This window comes from Mesorhizobium sp. B2-9-1, assembly GCF_006439455.1.
Taxonomy (GTDB): Bacteria; Pseudomonadota; Alphaproteobacteria; order Rhizobiales; family Rhizobiaceae; genus Mesorhizobium.
On record NZ_VFTP01000001.1, the window covers coordinates 323,312 to 339,786 of the forward strand.

11 protein-coding genes are annotated in these 16,475 nt (G+C 64.0%); 7 read left to right on the forward strand and 4 right to left on the reverse strand.

From position 1 onward, the window contains the following. Positions 1-171: 171 nt before the first annotated feature. From FJW05_RS01585 to FJW05_RS01600, 4 genes are all read left to right on the forward strand, one after another. Positions 172-2,955, forward strand: coding sequence for a valine--tRNA ligase (locus FJW05_RS01585; protein WP_140627235.1), 2,784 nt, complete (start codon positions 172-174; stop codon positions 2,953-2,955). Between the two features lie 363 nt (positions 2,956-3,318). Further along, the gene (locus tag FJW05_RS01590) at positions 3,319-4,545 is read left to right on the forward strand and encodes an OmpP1/FadL family transporter (protein ID WP_140627237.1); all 1,227 of its coding nucleotides are present in this window, start codon (positions 3,319-3,321) and stop codon (positions 4,543-4,545) included. A gap of 289 nt (positions 4,546-4,834) precedes the next feature. After that, positions 4,835-6,559, forward strand: a complete 1,725-nt coding sequence (gene ilvD, locus FJW05_RS01595) for a dihydroxy-acid dehydratase (protein WP_140628166.1) — start codon at positions 4,835-4,837, stop codon at positions 6,557-6,559. Continuing rightward, positions 6,546-7,373, forward strand: coding sequence for a tetratricopeptide repeat protein (locus FJW05_RS01600; RefSeq protein ID WP_095765008.1), 828 nt, complete (start codon positions 6,546-6,548; stop codon positions 7,371-7,373). The genes ilvD and FJW05_RS01600 overlap by 14 nt, the downstream gene beginning before the upstream one ends. Positions 7,374-7,797: 424 nt before the next feature. On the opposite strand, the gene FJW05_RS01605 is transcribed toward FJW05_RS01600, so the two are convergent. The 4 genes from FJW05_RS01605 to erpA all read right to left on the reverse strand — a co-directional run bounded on the left by FJW05_RS01605 (position 7,798) and on the right by erpA (position 9,709). Next, complete coding sequence (locus tag FJW05_RS01605; protein WP_140627239.1) at positions 7,798-8,091, reverse strand: hypothetical protein; 294 nt, start codon at positions 8,089-8,091, stop codon at positions 7,798-7,800. Positions 8,092-8,162: 71 nt separating this feature from the next. After that, positions 8,163-8,957, reverse strand: coding sequence for an exodeoxyribonuclease III (gene xth, locus FJW05_RS01610; RefSeq protein ID WP_140627241.1), 795 nt, complete (start codon positions 8,955-8,957; stop codon positions 8,163-8,165). A 7-nt stretch (positions 8,958-8,964) separates the two neighbouring features. Further along, the gene (locus tag FJW05_RS01615) at positions 8,965-9,357 is read right to left on the reverse strand and encodes a VOC family protein (protein ID WP_140627243.1); all 393 of its coding nucleotides are present in this window, start codon (positions 9,355-9,357) and stop codon (positions 8,965-8,967) included. A gap of 4 nt (positions 9,358-9,361) precedes the next feature. Beyond that, on the reverse strand, positions 9,362-9,709 hold the full coding sequence (gene erpA / locus FJW05_RS01620) for an iron-sulfur cluster insertion protein ErpA (protein ID WP_140627247.1): 348 nt from the start codon (positions 9,707-9,709) through the stop codon (positions 9,362-9,364). A gap of 70 nt (positions 9,710-9,779) precedes the next feature. Between erpA and FJW05_RS01625 the strand changes: the two genes are divergently transcribed. The 3 genes from FJW05_RS01625 to FJW05_RS01635 all read left to right on the forward strand — a co-directional run bounded on the left by FJW05_RS01625 (position 9,780) and on the right by FJW05_RS01635 (position 16,414). Further along, on the forward strand, positions 9,780-11,009 hold the full coding sequence (locus FJW05_RS01625) for a deoxyguanosinetriphosphate triphosphohydrolase (protein WP_140627249.1): 1,230 nt from the start codon (positions 9,780-9,782) through the stop codon (positions 11,007-11,009). Positions 11,010-11,070: 61 nt separating this feature from the next. Beyond that, complete coding sequence (argS, locus tag FJW05_RS01630) at positions 11,071-12,828, forward strand: arginine--tRNA ligase (protein ID WP_140627251.1); 1,758 nt, start codon at positions 11,071-11,073, stop codon at positions 12,826-12,828. Between the two features lie 103 nt (positions 12,829-12,931). Next, positions 12,932-16,414: an SPOR domain-containing protein gene (locus FJW05_RS01635; protein WP_140627253.1), complete on the forward strand. Its 3,483-nt coding sequence runs from the start codon at positions 12,932-12,934 to the stop codon at positions 16,412-16,414. Positions 16,415-16,475 lie beyond the last annotated feature (61 nt).

A 16,475-nucleotide genomic window follows, 5' to 3' on the forward strand; every position in this document is an offset into this window, starting at 1 on the left:
TACGCACTTTTTCTGGAATTGCTCCACGGAGGCGCTGCTGCTCGCCCGGCCGGCATTGTCGCTGCTCGCGGCGGGCCTATCTGTGGAAGCGATCGCAGCGCTCGCGGTTGACTCGGCCAAGACCTTCCGATTTACACCGGACGCTTGTTCCCGACAGTTCGGACCTCCTCCATGCTTGATAAGACCTACGACGCCAAAGCCGTCGAGCCGAAGATCGCCAAAGTCTGGGAAGAGGCAGACGCCTTCCGGGCGGGCGCCGGCGCGGAGGAAGGGGCCGAAGCCTTCACCATCGTCATCCCGCCGCCGAACGTCACCGGCTCGCTGCATATGGGTCATGCGCTCAACAACACGCTGCAGGACATTCTCGTGCGCTTCGAGCGCATGCGCGGCAAGAACGTGCTCTGGCAGCCCGGCATGGATCACGCCGGCATCGCCACGCAGATGGTGGTCGAGCGCCAGCTCATGGAAAAGCAGATCCACCGCCGCGATCTGACGCGCGAAGAGTTCATCGAGAAAGTCTGGGAGTGGAAGTCCGAATCCGGCGGCGCGATTTTCAACCAGCTGAAGCGGCTCGGCGCCTCGGCCGACTGGTCGCGCGAACGCTTCACCATGGACGAAGGCCTGTCCAAGGCCGTGCTGGAGGTCTTCGTCACCCTCTACAAGGAAGGCCTTATCTACAAGGACAAGCGCCTGGTGAACTGGGACCCGAAGCTGCTCACCGCCATTTCCGACCTTGAGGTCGAGCAGCACGAGGTGAACGGCAATCTCTGGCACTTCCGCTATCCGATCGACGGCGAGACGTTCGACCCCGAGAACCCGAAGACCTTCATCACGGTCGCCACGACGCGTCCCGAGACGATGCTCGGCGACACGGCCGTGGCCGTGCATCCGGATGACGAGCGCTTCTCCGGTCTGGTCGGCCGCAACGTCGTGCTGCCGATCGTCGGCCGCAGGATGCCGATCGTCGCCGACGAGTATTCCGATCCGGAAAAAGGCTCCGGCGCGGTCAAGATCACGCCGGCGCATGACTTCAACGACTTCGAGGTCGGCAAGCGCCACAAGCTGCCGGCGATCAACATCCTGACGGTCGAAGCGGCCATCAAGCTGAAGGACAATGAGGACTTCCTTGCCGGTCTCGATGTCACGCCGGAGCGCCAGGCGGTGTGGGACGAGCTGGATGGGCTCGACCGTTTCACGGCCCGCAAGAAGATCGTCGAGCTGATGGAGGCCGGCGGCTTCCTCGACAAGGTCGAGCCGCACAGGCATGCCGTGCCGCATGGCGACCGCGGCGGCGTGCCGATCGAGCCGTTCCTGACCGACCAGTGGTACGTGAACGCCGCCGAGCTCGCCAAGCCGGCGATCGCCTCGGTGCGCGAGGGCCGTACCAACTTCGTGCCGAAGAACTGGGAAAAGACCTATTTCGACTGGATGGAGAACATCCAGCCCTGGTGCATCTCGCGCCAGCTCTGGTGGGGTCACCAGATCCCGGCCTGGTACGGACCGGACGGGCATGTCTTCGTCGAGAAGACCGAGGAAGAGGCGCTCGCTGCCGCCATTGAATATTACCTGGCGCTGGAAGGGCCGTGGAAAGCCTGGGTCGAGGATAAGCTCGAGAACTTCCAGCCGGGCGAGATCCTGACCCGCGACGAGGACGTGCTCGACACCTGGTTCTCGTCGGCGCTGTGGCCGTTCTCGACGCTTGGCTGGCCCGACCAGACGCCGGAGCTCAAAACCTATTACCAGACCGACGTGCTGGTGACCGGCTTCGACATCATCTTCTTCTGGGTCGCCCGCATGATGATGATGGGCCTGCACTTCATGGACGAGGAGCCGTTCCACACCGTCTATGTGCACGCGCTGGTGCGCGACAAGAACGGGCAGAAGATGTCGAAGTCGAAAGGCAACGTCATCGACCCGCTCGAGCTGATCGACGAATACGGCGCCGATGCGCTGCGCTTCACGCTGACCGTCATGGCGGCGCAAGGCCGCGACGTGAAGCTCGATCCGGCGCGCATCGCCGGCTACCGCAATTTCGGCACCAAGCTGTGGAACGCGACGCGCTTCGCCGAGATGAACGAGGTCGCGCGCAACGACGAGTTCTGGCTGAACGATGCCAAGCTGCCGGTCAATCGCTGGATCCTGACCGAGCTGACGCGCGCGGCGCGCGCGGTCACCGAAGGCATCACCAGCTATCGTTTCAACGAAGCGGCGGGCGCCGCCTACCGCTTCGTCTGGAACCTGTTCTGCGACTGGTACCTGGAACTGTTGAAGCCGGTGTTCATGGGCACGGACGAGGCCGCCAAGGCCGAGAGCCGGGCCTGCGTCGCCTTCGTGCTGGACGAAATCTACAAGCTCCTGCATCCGATGATGCCGTTCATGACCGAGGAGCTTTGGGCGCAGACCGTCGGCGAGGGCAAGGAGCGCTCGTCGCTGCTTTGCCATGCCGCATGGCCGTCGCCCGACTTCGAGGACGAGGAGGCCGCCGCCGACATCAACTGGCTGGTCGACCTTGTCTCGGGCATCCGCTCGGTGCGTTCGGAAATGAACGTGCCGCCGGCGGCGATCGCGCCGCTGACGGTGATCGGCGCCAACACGCTGACGCAAGAGCGGCTGGAGCGCCACGCCCAGGCGATCAAGCGGCTGGCGCGCGTCGGCGATATCGCGCTCGCCGATGCTCCGCCGAAAGGTTCGGCGCAGATCGTGCTCAACGAAGCGACAGTAAGCCTGCCACTCGGCAGCCTGATCGATCTCCAGGCCGAGGCCGCGCGGCTGCAGAAGGAACTGGCCAAGGTCACCGAAGAGATCGCGCGCCTGCACAAGAAGCTCTCGAACGAAAAATTTGTCGCCAACGCGCCGGAGGAAGTGGTCGAGGCCGAGCGCGACAAGCTCGCCGAATATCGCGAGGCACAGGAGAAGCTTTCGGTGGCTTTGACTAGGGTCCGCGACGCTGGTTGAGCGGCAAGATTCGCCCTCACTCCAAAGGCGCTTTCCGGTGCGTTAGCTGCCTCGAAAATGCGGCTGCCGCTACGTTAATTTTGACGTAAACGGAAAGTTTGCGCCCCATTGTTGCCATAATGTAACAATGGGGGCCGCCAACCCCAAAATCGGCTGTTTTTGCCCTGTTTTGGGGTGGTTTCCCCGGGTTTTTTCGATCGTTTTACGCCGGCTCGCGTGATTTAGGCGCCGATTGCGGCGTCGATGACCATGGCAAAAATAGGTGCTGTCAAGATGTACACGTACAACTCTTGAAATCGTTGTTGCGTCATTAACCCGAATTGGTTCTAGCTTGAGTCACTTGTATTTCGGGGAGGGATTTCCATGAACATCTTGCGAGTCAAAGCGCTGCTGGGGGCAGGCTGCTTTTCGCTGGCCATGATTGGCTCCGCGGTCGTCCCGGCGCATGCCGGCGGCCTGGAGCGCGGCGGCTACGACATTGATCTTCTGTTCGATCCGGCGCCAGTCGCGACGGAGGCGGAAGCCACCTATGTGATGCCGGATCGCAAATATAAGAATGCCACTGGCCTGAATGGTACTTTCAATGTTCTCAGTTCCACGGCGGATGGGGCCGAGCCCTATTGGGTACCGCGCATCGGCGTCAAAGCCCAAGTTGTTCAAGGGGTCGACTGCATGGTCGACTATTCACAGCCGTGGGGCGCCCACACCGCCCCTGGCGCGTCTTGGAACGGCGCGTTTTCGAACGTCGAAACGGATATCAAGAGCAACAACTACGCCGGTACCTGCTCCTACAAGTTCGATGCGGGGAAGGGTCAGCTCCGTTTTATTGGTGGCGTGTTCTACCAGGATATCTCAGGCTTCAAGGAAAGCTTGGTGGGTTTCAACCCAGTTGGGCCGTCGCCGATTGGCCGCGTCGACCTTGAGGCCAGCGGCTGGGGATGGCGCGCAGGCGTTGCCTATGAAATCCCCGACATCGCACTTCGTGCCAGCTTAGTCTACAATTCGCAGGTCAAGCTTGACAACATCTCGGGCACGCTGACCACGCCCCGTGGATCTCAGCCGATTTATGGCTCGACGCAGTACATGCCCGACTCCGTGGAGTTGAAGCTTCAGTCAGGCATCGCGCCCGGATGGCTTGCCTTCGGCTCGATCAAGTGGGTGAACTGGAGTGTGCTGCAAAGTGTTCCGATTTGCCCGACTCTTTTTGTTCCATCATCGTCGTGCTTTACGGGTTCCGCGGGCGCGGTCACGTCGCTCGATCTGATGTATCGCGACGGTTGGACTGTGTCCGGCGGTATTGGCCACAAGTTCAACGATCAGTGGAGCGCCGCGGGACAGCTCGCTTGGGATCGTGGCACGTCACATGGCTATGGCGCGCAGACCGACACCTGGACCCTGGGTGGCGGTGTTGCCTATACTCCAAGCCCGAACATCGAAATCCGCCTGGCCGGCGTTATTGGTGTCATGACCAGCGGCCACTCCGGAACTTTGGCGGGTGAGAATGGCTACGTCGCCGGTGAAGATGCCAGCTATGACTTCGGAAACGATCTGATCACCGCTATTAACGGTGGGATCAAGATCAAGTTCTAAGTTCCTGAAAATCCACTGAAAAGGCCGGGCAATGCCCGGCCTTCTTCGTTTTGCGATAGCGATTTCAACGCTGTCTCCCGACCCGCTGTTGCAAATCCGCGTCACAACCGGCGCCCGATACGATTGTGACGTTTTGGCAACAGTTTATGAACAACCCCCGCGCTAAAAGACTTGCCGAGGGAACTGCCCATTTCCCGCCATAAACCCGGAGCACCCGAGATATGTCCCGGGATGCGTGCCAGGTTGGCGCGGCGATGGGACCGGCCGCGGGTGTGCGGCAAGGACGATGATGGACGCCAAGGCAATCTCCAAGGCCAAGCTGCCCAGCCGCTACGTGACCGAAGGTCCGGCGCGCGCGCCCCATCGTTCCTATCTCTATGCCATGGGGCTGTCGGCGGCCGAGATCGCGCAGCCGCTGGTCGGCGTCGCCAGCTGCTGGAACGAGGCGGCTCCCTGCAACATCTCGCTGATGCGCCAGGCGCAGGTGGTCAAGAAGGGCGTTGCGGCCGCCAACGGCACGCCGCGCGAGTTCTGCACCATCACCGTCACCGACGGCATCGCCATGGGTCACCAGGGCATGAAATCGTCGCTGGTGTCGCGCGAGGTCATCGCCGATTCGGTCGAGCTCACCATGCGCGGCCATTGCTACGACGCGCTGGTCGGGCTCGCCGGCTGCGACAAGTCGCTGCCCGGCATGATGATGGCGATGGTGCGCCTCAACGTGCCGTCGATCTTCATCTATGGCGGCTCGATCCTGCCCGGCAGCTATCGCGGCCGGCAGATCACCGTGCAGGACGTGTTCGAGGCGGTCGGCCAGCACTCGGTCGGTACGATCAGCGACGCCGAATTGCTCGAGATCGAGCAGGCGGCCTGTCCTTCCGCCGGTTCCTGCGGCGCCCAGTTCACCGCCAACACCATGGCGACCGTTGCTGAAGCCATTGGCCTGGCACTGCCCTATTCCTGCGGCGCGCCGGCGCCATACGAGATGCGCGACCGCTTCAATTTCGCCTCCGGCGAAAAGGTCATGGAGCTGATCGCCAGGAACATCCGGCCGCGCGACATCGTCACGCGCAAGGCGCTGGAGAACGCGGCGACCGTGGTTTCGGCCACCGGCGGCTCGACCAATGCGGCGCTGCACCTGCCGGCGATCGCGCATGAGGCCGGCATCAAGTTCGACCTGTTCGACGTGGCGGCGATCTTCGAGAAGACGCCCTATATCGCCGACCTCAAGCCGGGCGGCAAATATGTCGCCAAGGATATGTTCGAGGCCGGCGGCATTCCGCTCCTGATGAAGACGCTGCTCGACCACGGCTATCTGCATGGCGACTGCATGACGGTCACTGGCCGCACTTTGGCCGAAAATATGGAGCACGTTTCCTGGAATGAAAGCCAGGATGTTGTGCGTCCCGCCAATCGGCCAATCACCAAGACAGGCGGCGTTGTGGGCTTGAAGGGCAACCTTGCCCCCGAAGGCGCGATCGTGAAGGTCGCGGGCATGTCGGAACTGAAATTCTCCGGTCCGGCGCGCTGCTTCGATTCGGAAGAGGAATGCTTCGAGGCGGTCACGCAGCGCAACTACCGCGAAGGCGAGGTTCTCGTCATTCGCTACGAGGGGCCGCGCGGCGGTCCGGGCATGCGCGAGATGCTGTCGACGACGGCTGCGCTCTACGGCCAGGGCATGGGCGGCAAGGTGGCGCTGATCACCGACGGGCGCTTCTCCGGCGCCACGCGCGGCTTCTGCATCGGCCATGTAGGGCCCGAGGCGGCGGTCGGCGGGCCGATCGGGCTGATCCAGGATGGCGACGTGATCTCGATCGACGCCGTGAAAGGCACGATCGAAGTGGCCCTGTCGGACGCCGAACTGGCGGACCGGGCAAAGAGTTGGAAGGCGCGCGAGACCGATTATCAGTCCGGCGCGATCTGGAAATATGCGCAGGCCGTAGGGTCGGCCCGCGACGGCGCGGTGACCCATCCGGGCGCCGCCAAAGAAACGCACTGCTATGCGGACATCTGAGGTGTTGAGGTCGTCTGTCTTTTCGGCACTGGTCGCTCTGGCGACCTTGGGCGCCGTTGGGCAGGCCATGGCCTTCGACGACAAGGTGTTCGACGACAAGACCGGCGTGAAGCCGCAGTCGAGCCCCTGGGCGGTGTTCCAGTTCGGCTTCTCCGCCTATAAGAGCGGCCATAAGGATCAGGCTGTCGAGGCCTATAAATACGCCGCCGAGAACGGCCAGATCGGCGCCACCTGGAAGCTCGCGCGCATGTATGCCGAAGGCGACGGCGTGACGCGCGACGATTACGCCGCCTTCAAGTTCTTCTCGGAAATCGTCGATCAGGATGTCGAGCCAGGCTCGCCGGAAGAAAGCTATGTGTCGGACGCGCTGGTGGCGCTCGGCGACTATCTTCGCAAGGGCATTCCCGGCACCCCGGTCGAGGAAAACGACGTCGCGGCGCAGGAATATTACATGCGCGCCGCCGCCAACTATCGCAATCCGAACGCCCAGTTCGAAATCGGCCAGATGTTCCTCAAGGGCGAGGGTGGCGTGAAGGCCAGCGTCAAGCAGGCAGGCCGCTGGCTGCAACTGGCGGCCGAGAAGGGCCATGCCGGCGCGCAGGCGACGCTCGGCAATCTACTGTTCCAGAGCGGCAAGGTCGTGCGCGGCCTGGCGATGATGACCGCGGCGCTGGCGCGGGCTCCGGCGGCCGACCAGCCCTGGATCCGCAACATGCAGGAAGAGGCTTTCGCCGCGGCCGGCGAGGCCGATCGCCGGACCGCGATCTCGCTCGCCGACGATATCTTGACCAAAGGCAACAACGGCGACCAGTAAGCGCAGGTTTGGCGATAGCGTGCGTGGCAGCTTGGCGCATGCATTGTCTAGTGCGGTTCACCGTTTCACGGAAACGGCGAAACGCACTATCTCTTTGTTTTTACGCAATTCCGGGCGGAAAACCGCTCACACTTTTCCTAGAATTGCTCTATTGCAGCGCTGGTCGACCCCCACTCCGTCTCGGCTTCGCCGAGCCACCTCTCCCCCGATCGACGGGGTAGAGGAAAGGCGCCAAGTTTTTTGCCGTCAACGCTCGTCCAGCAAGGCTCCCTTCCTTTCCCTCCGGAGGGGGGAAAGGTGGCGCTGCGAAGCAGCGACGGATTGGGGGAACCACCTGGCAATCAAGCCTCAGGTCGATCAGTCGCGCCAGTCACAGAACATATGTGCATAGCGTAACCTGGATGGTGGGGAAATCAACAAAGCCTCAGTTCTCGGTCGGCTCCGTCGGCGCCTGGCCGGGCGTCGGGGTCGAGAGCGATGTCGGGTGCGGCTTTGGCGCTTCGCCCGGACATTCGTCCTTGATCCTGGTCCAGGACGTGTTGTTGAGAACCATGTCGCAGCGGGCGAGATAACTCTCGCCGGCCAGCATCAGGCACGCCGTCTCGCCGACGTTGAAGGATTTGCCGTTGGCAAGACAGGTTGGCGCCGCCAGCAACGGCGCCGGCGCGGCAAGCGCCAAGGCAAGGCCGGCTGGCCAGAAAAGAAATCGGATCGCCATTCAACCCCCACAGCAAGCCGCATCAAAGACGGGATTTGTGGCGATACTGGGTCCGGGAGCCTGGCAACGTCTCAGGCGGGCTGCAGGCTGAGGTCGACAGCGACCGGCACGTGGTCGGACGGCTTTTCCCAGGCGCGGACGTGCTTTTCCACCGAGGCCGACGAGAAACGGTTGGCGGCTTCCGGTGACAGCAGCAGGTGGTCGATGCGAATGCCGTTGTTCTTCTGCCAGGCGCCGGCCTGATAATCCCAGAAGGTGTAGACGCCGGCCGAGTCGGTCACGGCGCGCACAGCTTCGGTGAAGCCGAGATTCTTCAGCCGGCGAAAGGCCTGCCTCGTCTGCGGCTGGAACAGCGCGTCACCCAGCCAGTTTTCGGGAAACCGGGCATCGGCGGGTTCGGGAATGACGTTGTAGTCGCCAGCCAGCACCAGCGCTTCCTCGAGCCGCAGTCGCTCTTGCGCCCAGCGCTCCAGCCGCTCCATCCAGGCGAGCTTGTAGGAAAACTTCCGTTCATCGTCGACCGGATTGCCATTCGGCAGATAGAGCGAAGCGACGCGCAAGGCGCCCTGGTCGGTGGAAAAAACGCCTTCGATAAAGCGGGCATGGTCATCCGCATCATCGCCCGGCAGGCCGCGATTGACCTCGTCGAAGGGAAGCTTCGACAGAAGAGCGACGCCGTTAAAACTCTTCTGGCCGTTGGTCTCGACATTGTAGCCCAGCGCCTCGATCTCGGCGCGCGGGAACTGGTCGTCGACAGTCTTGATCTCCTGCAGGCACACGATGTCCGGCGCGCTTTCGGTCAGCCAGTGGGTGAGATTGCCGATGCGGGCGCGAACGCCGTTGATGTTCCAGGTGACGATCTTCATGAGGACCTCAATGCTCTTCGGGCGGCAGGCGTTCGACGAGGCCGATCGTATTGCCTGCGGGGTCCTTTAGAAAGGCCATCCATTCGCTTTCCCCCGCCGGGCCGAACCGCCCCTCGGTGTCGCGGTGGACGAGCGTCGGCGGCGCGGTGAAGGGAATGCCCGCGGCTTTCGCCTCGGCGTGGAACGCTTCGAGGCCGGCGATGTCGAAATAGACGGTGCCGGCCGGAACGCCGTCGGTGAAGAGGAGGCGCACATCACCGGCCAGTATGAACGCGATGCCGGGCGGATCGTAGCGAGCGTGCACGTTCAGACCAAGCACGTCGCGCCAGAAAGCAAGCGTCGCATCGAGATCGCGGCCAGCCGAGAGCGCGACCTGACGGACCGCGCCGATGGCAGGCATCGGACTATATGGAGAAACTCGTGCCGCAGCCGCAGGAGGCGACCGCGTTCGGGTTCCTGATCTGGAAGGACTGGCCCATCAGATCGTCGACGAAGTCGATCACCGAGCCGCCCATATAGACCAGCGACAGGTCGTCGATCAGAATGGTTGCGCCGTCCTTCTCGATGGCGACATCGTCATCGTTCGCACCTGCGACGAGATCGAATTTGTAGGAAAAGCCGGAGCAGCCGCCGCCTTCGACGGAAACGCGCAGCGCCGTCTTGCCCGGTTCGCCGGAAACAATCCTGGCGATCCGCTTCGCCGCGGCATCGGTCATTTCGACCTTCATGGCAGTCTTGGCATCCGCGCCCATCGGCGTCACCTTGCTTTCGGTTTCACATGATAGGTATGAAGCGGGCAAGCCTGAGTCAACTGGTGGGTCAATGGACGAGCGGCACGGCAAGGATGCTCTCGGCGACATCGGGTTCGGCGACCGGCCGCGCGCGGCCTATGCGAGCGACCCGGCGCGCTCGCGCGGACGCCTGTTCGACGAGCCGGAAAGCCCGACCCGCACACCGTTCCAGCGCGACCGCGACCGCATCATCCATTCCACCGCCTTTCGCCGGCTGAAGCACAAGACGCAGGTCTTCGTCGCGCATGAGGGCGATCATTACCGCACACGGCTGACGCATTCGATCGAAGTGGCGCAGATCGCCCGCGCGCTGGCGCGGGCACTGCGCGGCGACGAGGATCTCGCCGAAGCCGTGGCGCTGGTGCATGATTTCGGCCATACGCCCTTCGGCCATACGGGCGAGGATGCGCTCAACGAGAAGATGGCCGCCTGGGGCGGCTTCGATCACAACGCGCAGTCGCTGCGCGTCGTCACGCGGCTCGAGCGGCGCTATGCCGAATTCGACGGGCTGAACCTCACCTGGGAAACGCTGGAAGGGCTGGTCAAGCACAACGGCCCGCTGACCGACGCGAGCGGGAAGGGGCTCAAGGGCCCGGTGCCGCAGGCGATCCGCGACTATTCGGAGCTGCACGATCTCGAGCTCGACCGTTTCGCCGGCATCGAGGCGCAGTGTGCGGCGATCGCCGACGACATCGCCTACAACGCCCATGACATCGATGACGGCTTGCGCGCCGGCCTGCTGACGCTGGATATGCTTGGAGAGGTCGGTCTACCCGGCTCGATCCTGAACAGCGTGCGCGCCAAATATCCTCAGCTCGACGATGTGCGCACCGGCCACGAGCTGATGCGCCGGCAGATCACGTTGATGGTCGAAGATGTCATCGCATCGACCGCCGCCAATATCGAGCGCCTGAAGCCTGACAGCGCCGACGCGGTGCGCGCGGCCGGCGAGACCCTGGTGACCTTCTCGGCCAGCATGGCGGCGGCCGAAAAGGAGCTGAAGGCCTTTCTCTACAAGCATCTCTACCGGCATGCGGAGGTGATGCGCGTGCGGGCCGATGCCGAACAGATCGTGCGCGAGCTGTTCGACGTCTATTTCGCCGATCCGCGCGCCATGCCCGACGGATGGCGCGAAGGGCTCGACCGGGCGGAGGATCGCATCAAGGCGCGCAGCGTCGCCGACTTCCTGGCCGGCATGACCGACACCTATGCCTTGAAGGAACATCGGCGTCTGTTTGACCATACGCCCGATTTGAGCTAGGGCGAGCCTCGATTTTGCCGGCCGTCGAGCCGGTCGCCTCTTAAAGCCCAGAGCACTTCCGATGAATATCTTCGCCGATTTCAACGCGCGGATCATAAAAGCTGTCGAAGCCCTTGACCTGAAAGACAAGGATGGGGCCGCGCCCGACCTGTCGCGTGTCGCGGTCGAGCCGCCGCGTGACGCTAGCCATGGCGACCTCGCCACCAACGCGGCGATGGTGCTGGCCAAGCCCACCGGACAGAACCCGCGCGCGCTTGCCGAGAAACTGGCCGAAGCGCTACGGGGCGATGCTGATATTGCCTCGGCCGAGATCGCCGGGCCGGGCTTCGTCAATCTCAGGCTCAAGGACGGCTTCTGGCACACGCACCTGACGGCGCTGCTCGGCGAGGGGCGCAATTATGGCCGCTCGACCGTCGGCGGCGGCCGCAAGGCCAATGTCGAATATGTCTCGGCCAACCCGACCGGCCCCATGCATGTCGGCCACTGCCGCGGCGCCGTGGTCGGCGATGCTTTGGCCAATCTGATGGCCTTCGCCGGCTACGACGTGACCAAGGAATACGTCATCAACGACGCCGGCTCGCAGATCGACGTGCTCGGCAGCTCGGCGTTGCTGCGCTACCGCGAGGCGCTTGGCGACGATATCGGCGAGATCCCGCCCGGTCTTTATCCGGGCGACTATCTGGTCCCCGTCGGCGAGGCGCTGGCCAAGGAATTCGGCCGCGGCCTGCTGCAGATGCCGGAAGAGGAGGCGCTGGCGATCGTCAAGGACCGCACCGTCGATGCGATGATGGCGATGATCCGCGAGGATCTGGCGCTGCTCAACGTGCATCACGACGTGTTCTTCTCCGAGCGCACGCTGCATGCCGACAACGCCAAGAAGATCCGGGCGGCGATCGCCGACCTGACGCTGAAGGGCCACATCTACAAGGGCAAGCTGCCGCCGCCCAAGGGCGAGAAGCCGGACGACTGGGAAGATCGCGAGCAGACGCTGTTCCGCTCGACCGCGGTCGGCGACGACATGGACCGGGCCCTGGTCAAGTCGGACGGCTCCTTCACCTATTTCGCCGCCGACGTTGCCTATCTCAAGGACAAGGTCGACCGCGGCTTCGTCGACCTGATCTATGTGCTCGGCGCCGACCATGGCGGCTACGTCAAGCGGCTCGAAGCGCTGGCGCGCGCGGTTGCCGGCGATGCCGTCAATCTCACCGTGCTGCTTTGCCAACTCGTAAAACTGTTCCGCGATGGCGAGCCGGTCCGCATGTCGAAACGATCCGGCGATTTCATCACGCTGCGCGAGGTCGTGGAAGAGGTCGGCCGCGACCCGATCCGCTTCATGATGCTTTACCGCAAGAACGACGCGCCGCTCGATTTCGACTTCGCCAAGGTCACCGAGCAGTCGAAGGACAATCCGGTGTTCTATGTGCAGTACGCGTCGGCGCGCTGCCATTCCGTTTTCAGGCAGGCGAGCGAGCAGCTCGGCGAGGCGAACTTCGATCGCAACCGGCTCGCGGCCTCGGTGGCTGCGCTGGCCGACGAGGGCGAGATCGCGCTGATCCGGAAGTTGGCCGAATATCCGCGGCTGATCGAATCCGCGGCGCTTTCGCTGGAGCCGCACCGGCTCGCATTCTACCTTTACGATCTGGCTTCCGGCTTCCATGCACAGTGGAATCGCGGCAACGACAACCAGGACTTACGTTTTGTTAAGGTTAACGACCGAGAATCAACTTATGCCAGACTAGGGCTGGTGCAGGCTGTTTCGGATGTTTTGACCTCCGGCCTGACGCTGATCGGGGCAGACGCGCCCATCGAAATGCGTTAGGTTTAACTAAAAAACCTGTCACCTTTTGCCCACATTGCGCTGGTAAGGGCCAACCCTGCGCGACGTCCATGGCGTCCGACTGTGTGCGAGTTCGGGAACAATAATGGCAGACAGAACCCCGCTGAAAGTAGCCGACCACAACGACATCGCCGACGATGATCCGTTCGCTGAACTGACCCGGATCATGGGTTTCGATCCGCGCCAGCCGGTGAGGCAGCCGGCCCCCGCGGCCGAAAAGGCCAATCAGACCGTGGAGGCTGACGATTTCGACATCGACCTTGAGAAGGAGTTGATGGGCGAGTTCGATTCCGTCGAGGAAAGCGCGCCGGTCGCTCAGCAGGCTGCACTGCATCAGATCAGCAAAGAGCCGGCCTTCGAGGCTGCCGCCGCCGCGAATGACGACGAGCTTACCGCCTCCTTCGAGCAGGATTTCGTGTTCGACGACGCGGCGGATTATGCCGACTTCGCCGTGGCCCGTGCGCCGGAGCCGGATTTTGCGCCGCAGCCGCAGGTGGCGCCCGAACCGGAAGTCGCGCCAGAGACGCATTTTGCATCTGAGCCGCATTTCGCGCCTGAGCCACAAGAACCTTCCGAGCCGGAAGTCGCTTTCGACGACGATTTCGACAAGGCCGTCGCCAGTTCGCTCGATGCCTCGCCGGTCGAAGATGATCTTGCGATCGACCGGGAAATGGCGGCTTCGCTGGACCAGGATTTCCAGCTCGACCATCACGAGCCTGCCAACCTCGACGATCAAGAACTCGCCAACCTCGACGATCAAGAGCCGGCCGACGCGCGTCAGGACGCCGTCGAGGCCATGCAGGCCGCAAGCGAGGCGGCGTTCGACGCCGATTTCGACAACGCGGTCCAGATGTCGCTCGAAGACGAGCTGTCGTTTGAGAGCCACGAGCCGGAGCAGCATGCGCAGGCCGCCGAGCCGGTCGAAGCTCATGCAGCCGCCCCGCTGATTTCCGAGGATGATTTTGCCGGTCATTTCGATCAGGCGATGACCGATGTCGATATCAATCTCGGCCAGGATATGGATCTCGGCCAGGGTCAGGATCTTCAAGAGCCTGAGCCGTCGCTTGACGACGAGCCTGCGCCGACGGTCGAGGCGCCGGCCGAGACGGCTCACTTTGCCGCCGAGCCGGAGCTCGCGGCGCCCGAACCTGCCGCCGCGCTGACCCTCGATGACGATTTCGAGCTGAGCTTTCGCGATGCGTTGAACGAGGAGCCGCAAGCTCCGGCCGTCGAGCCCGTTGCCGCGTTGCAGCCGACGGTCGCCGAGGCGGCTCCCGTCGTCGCCGCTCCGGTTCCGCCGAGCGCCGCCGTTGAACCCGTGAAGCCGGCCGCCAGCGAGCGCAGCCTGGAAGACGAGCTCAATGCGCTGCTTGGCGCCATGACTGCGCGGCCGATGCCGGCTATCAGGGAGCCTGCTCCCGCGCCGCGGCTGGTTGCGCAACCTGCGAGCTACGAAAGCGAGAAGGCCGAGACCGACGATCTCGACTGGAATCTCGACGAGCAGCAGCCGTCGCAGAGCGGCGAGGGCGGTCAGCCGGTTGAAAGCGACCTGGACGACCTGCTCGCCAGCGAGCTCGATCACCAGGATTTTGCAACCTCGGCCAAGGCAGAGCCCGCGGTCGATTTTGACGACGACGCTTTCGGCGCCGCTTTCGCCCGGAGTATCGAGGCCGAGCAGGAGGCCGCGCGGGCGAAGGCGAATTCTTCCGATTGGCCGCATTCGACGAACGCCGAGCCGGCGAGGTCGTGGAGCCGTTCGACCCCCACCTCTGCTCCGCCGGTACAGGCTTCTTTTGCGCAGCCGGCAGCGCCGGTGCAGATGGCCGCGCCTTCAGCGCCAACGCAGGTGGCGGCGCCGGCCTACCGCAGCGAACCGGCTACGGATTATTCCGCCTACGCCAAGCCGGCGCAGACGCCCGTGCCGCAAGCCCGCGAGCATGATGACATGCCCGACGTCGAGACGGTCGACGTGCCGGAGCGCGTGGTCGCGCTCGCGGACGACCTCGACATTCCGGAGCTCAGCTTCGAAGAGGACCAGCCGGCCGCACCCGCATATGACGATCTCGATGCGGAATTCGCCAGCCTGCTCACCGACATGAACGCGACGGAGATCGCGTCGGCGCCGACACAGAGCCGCGGTTATGACGACGAATCCTACAATGCCGGCTTCAACGGCTATGATCGTCGCGACTTGCGTGCCGAGACTCCGGCGGCTCCATTGGCCCCGGCTGCGTCTGCCGTCGCGAACGGTTACGACGCCGACGATTTGCCCGGCAGCCGGCCGGTTTCGCAGGCGGACGATTTCGCCGCCGATGAGCTCGACTATGATCCCGAGCTCGAAGAAGCGATGGCGATCCCCGGGCTCGCCGAGCGCGAGGCGGCGCAGCCGCGCCGGCGCGGCGTGATGATCGCGGCGCTCGTCGGTGCAGTGGTGGTTTTCGGCGGCCTTGGCGCGTTGGCCTTCTCCTTCGGCGGCAAAGGCGGCGGCGCGGCCCCGGTGATCGTCAAGGCCGACAATTCGCCGATCAAGGTGAAGCCCGAGAATCCCGGCGGCACGGTGGTGCCGAACCAGGACAACAAGGTTTACGACGCGGTCGCCAAGGGCGGCGCGGCCAAGCCGGCCAAGCCGGCCGAGCCGGTGCAGCAGAAGCTGGTGAACACCACCGAGCAGCCCGTGGATCTGGCATCGAAGGAACCGCCGCAGAGCCGCGTGGTGGAGCTTTCGCCCAACGATAATGGCGCCGCGGCCGGCACTGACGCCGCCAGCGATCCAGGTACAGCGTTGCCCGGTGTCGCGCAAGCGGCTGTGCCCGCAAGGGCGCAACCTGCCGCGCCGGCAAGCGCGCAGCCGGCGGCACCGGCGCCGAAATCGGAAGACCGCATCGCCCAGGTGCTGCAGCAGGATGCCGAGAACACCGCCAACAACGATGTCGTCGCCGTCGCGCCGCGCAAGGTGAAGACGATGATGGTGAAACCCGACGGCTCGCTGGTGCCGCGCGAGGACCCGGCTCCAGCCGCTGCGCCGAAGGTCGCCGCGGCCGAACCGAGCGATCCGGCGCCGCAACATGTCGCGCCGGCCTCCGACGGCCAGCAGACGGGAACCGTGGGTTCCGACGCAGGCCAGGCCGGTACGGACCAGGCCGATGCGCCGGCCGTCAAGCCGGTGAAACCCGCGAAGAAGACCGAAGCCAAGGCGCAGTCGGCCAACACGCCGGCAGTGGTGCCGGTGGCGCCGGCGCGTCCGTCCGACCAGCCGGTCGATATCGTCGGCGAGGTCAAGCCGGACCAGGTCGCTTCGATCGATCCGGCGGTGGCCGCCGGCGGCGGCTCGTGGTCGATGCAGATCGCCTCGCAGCCGACGGTCGAAAGCGCGCAGTCGACTTATCAGGACCTGCAGCGCCGCTATGGCGGCGTGCTGTCCGGTCGCACGGCCAACATCGTCAAGGCCGAGGTCGCGGGCAAGGGCACCTTCTACCGCGTCCGCGTTGCGGCTCAGTCGCGCAACGATGCGATCAGCCTTTGCACCAGCTACAAGGCTGCCGGCGGCAACTGCTTCGTATCGCGCTGATTAAATCAAGCCTATCAAAGCCGGCGCCGCCGCGAGGCCGCGCCGGCTTTTCGTTGTGGAC

What these genes read in the sequence shown, in the direction of transcription:
- FJW05_RS01585 (WP_140627235.1), top strand. Translation starts at nt 172, where the DNA reads ATGCTTGATAAGACCTACGACGCCAAAGCCGTCGAGCCGAAGATCGCC.
- FJW05_RS01590 (WP_140627237.1), top strand. Translation starts at nt 3,319, where the DNA reads ATGAACATCTTGCGAGTCAAAGCGCTGCTGGGGGCAGGCTGCTTTTCG.
- ilvD (WP_140628166.1), top strand. Translation starts at nt 4,835, where the DNA reads ATGGACGCCAAGGCAATCTCCAAGGCCAAGCTGCCCAGCCGCTACGTG.
- FJW05_RS01600 (WP_095765008.1), top strand. Translation starts at nt 6,546, where the DNA reads ATGCGGACATCTGAGGTGTTGAGGTCGTCTGTCTTTTCGGCACTGGTC.
- FJW05_RS01605 (WP_140627239.1), bottom strand. Translation starts at nt 8,091, where the DNA reads ATGGCGATCCGATTTCTTTTCTGGCCAGCCGGCCTTGCCTTGGCGCTT.
- xth (WP_140627241.1), bottom strand. Translation starts at nt 8,957, where the DNA reads ATGAAGATCGTCACCTGGAACATCAACGGCGTTCGCGCCCGCATCGGC.
- FJW05_RS01615 (WP_140627243.1), bottom strand. Translation starts at nt 9,357, where the DNA reads ATGCCTGCCATCGGCGCGGTCCGTCAGGTCGCGCTCTCGGCTGGCCGC.
- erpA (WP_140627247.1), bottom strand. Translation starts at nt 9,709, where the DNA reads ATGGGCGCGGATGCCAAGACTGCCATGAAGGTCGAAATGACCGATGCC.
- FJW05_RS01625 (WP_140627249.1), top strand. Translation starts at nt 9,780, where the DNA reads ATGGACGAGCGGCACGGCAAGGATGCTCTCGGCGACATCGGGTTCGGC.
- argS (WP_140627251.1), top strand. Translation starts at nt 11,071, where the DNA reads ATGAATATCTTCGCCGATTTCAACGCGCGGATCATAAAAGCTGTCGAA.
- FJW05_RS01635 (WP_140627253.1), top strand. Translation starts at nt 12,932, where the DNA reads ATGGCAGACAGAACCCCGCTGAAAGTAGCCGACCACAACGACATCGCC.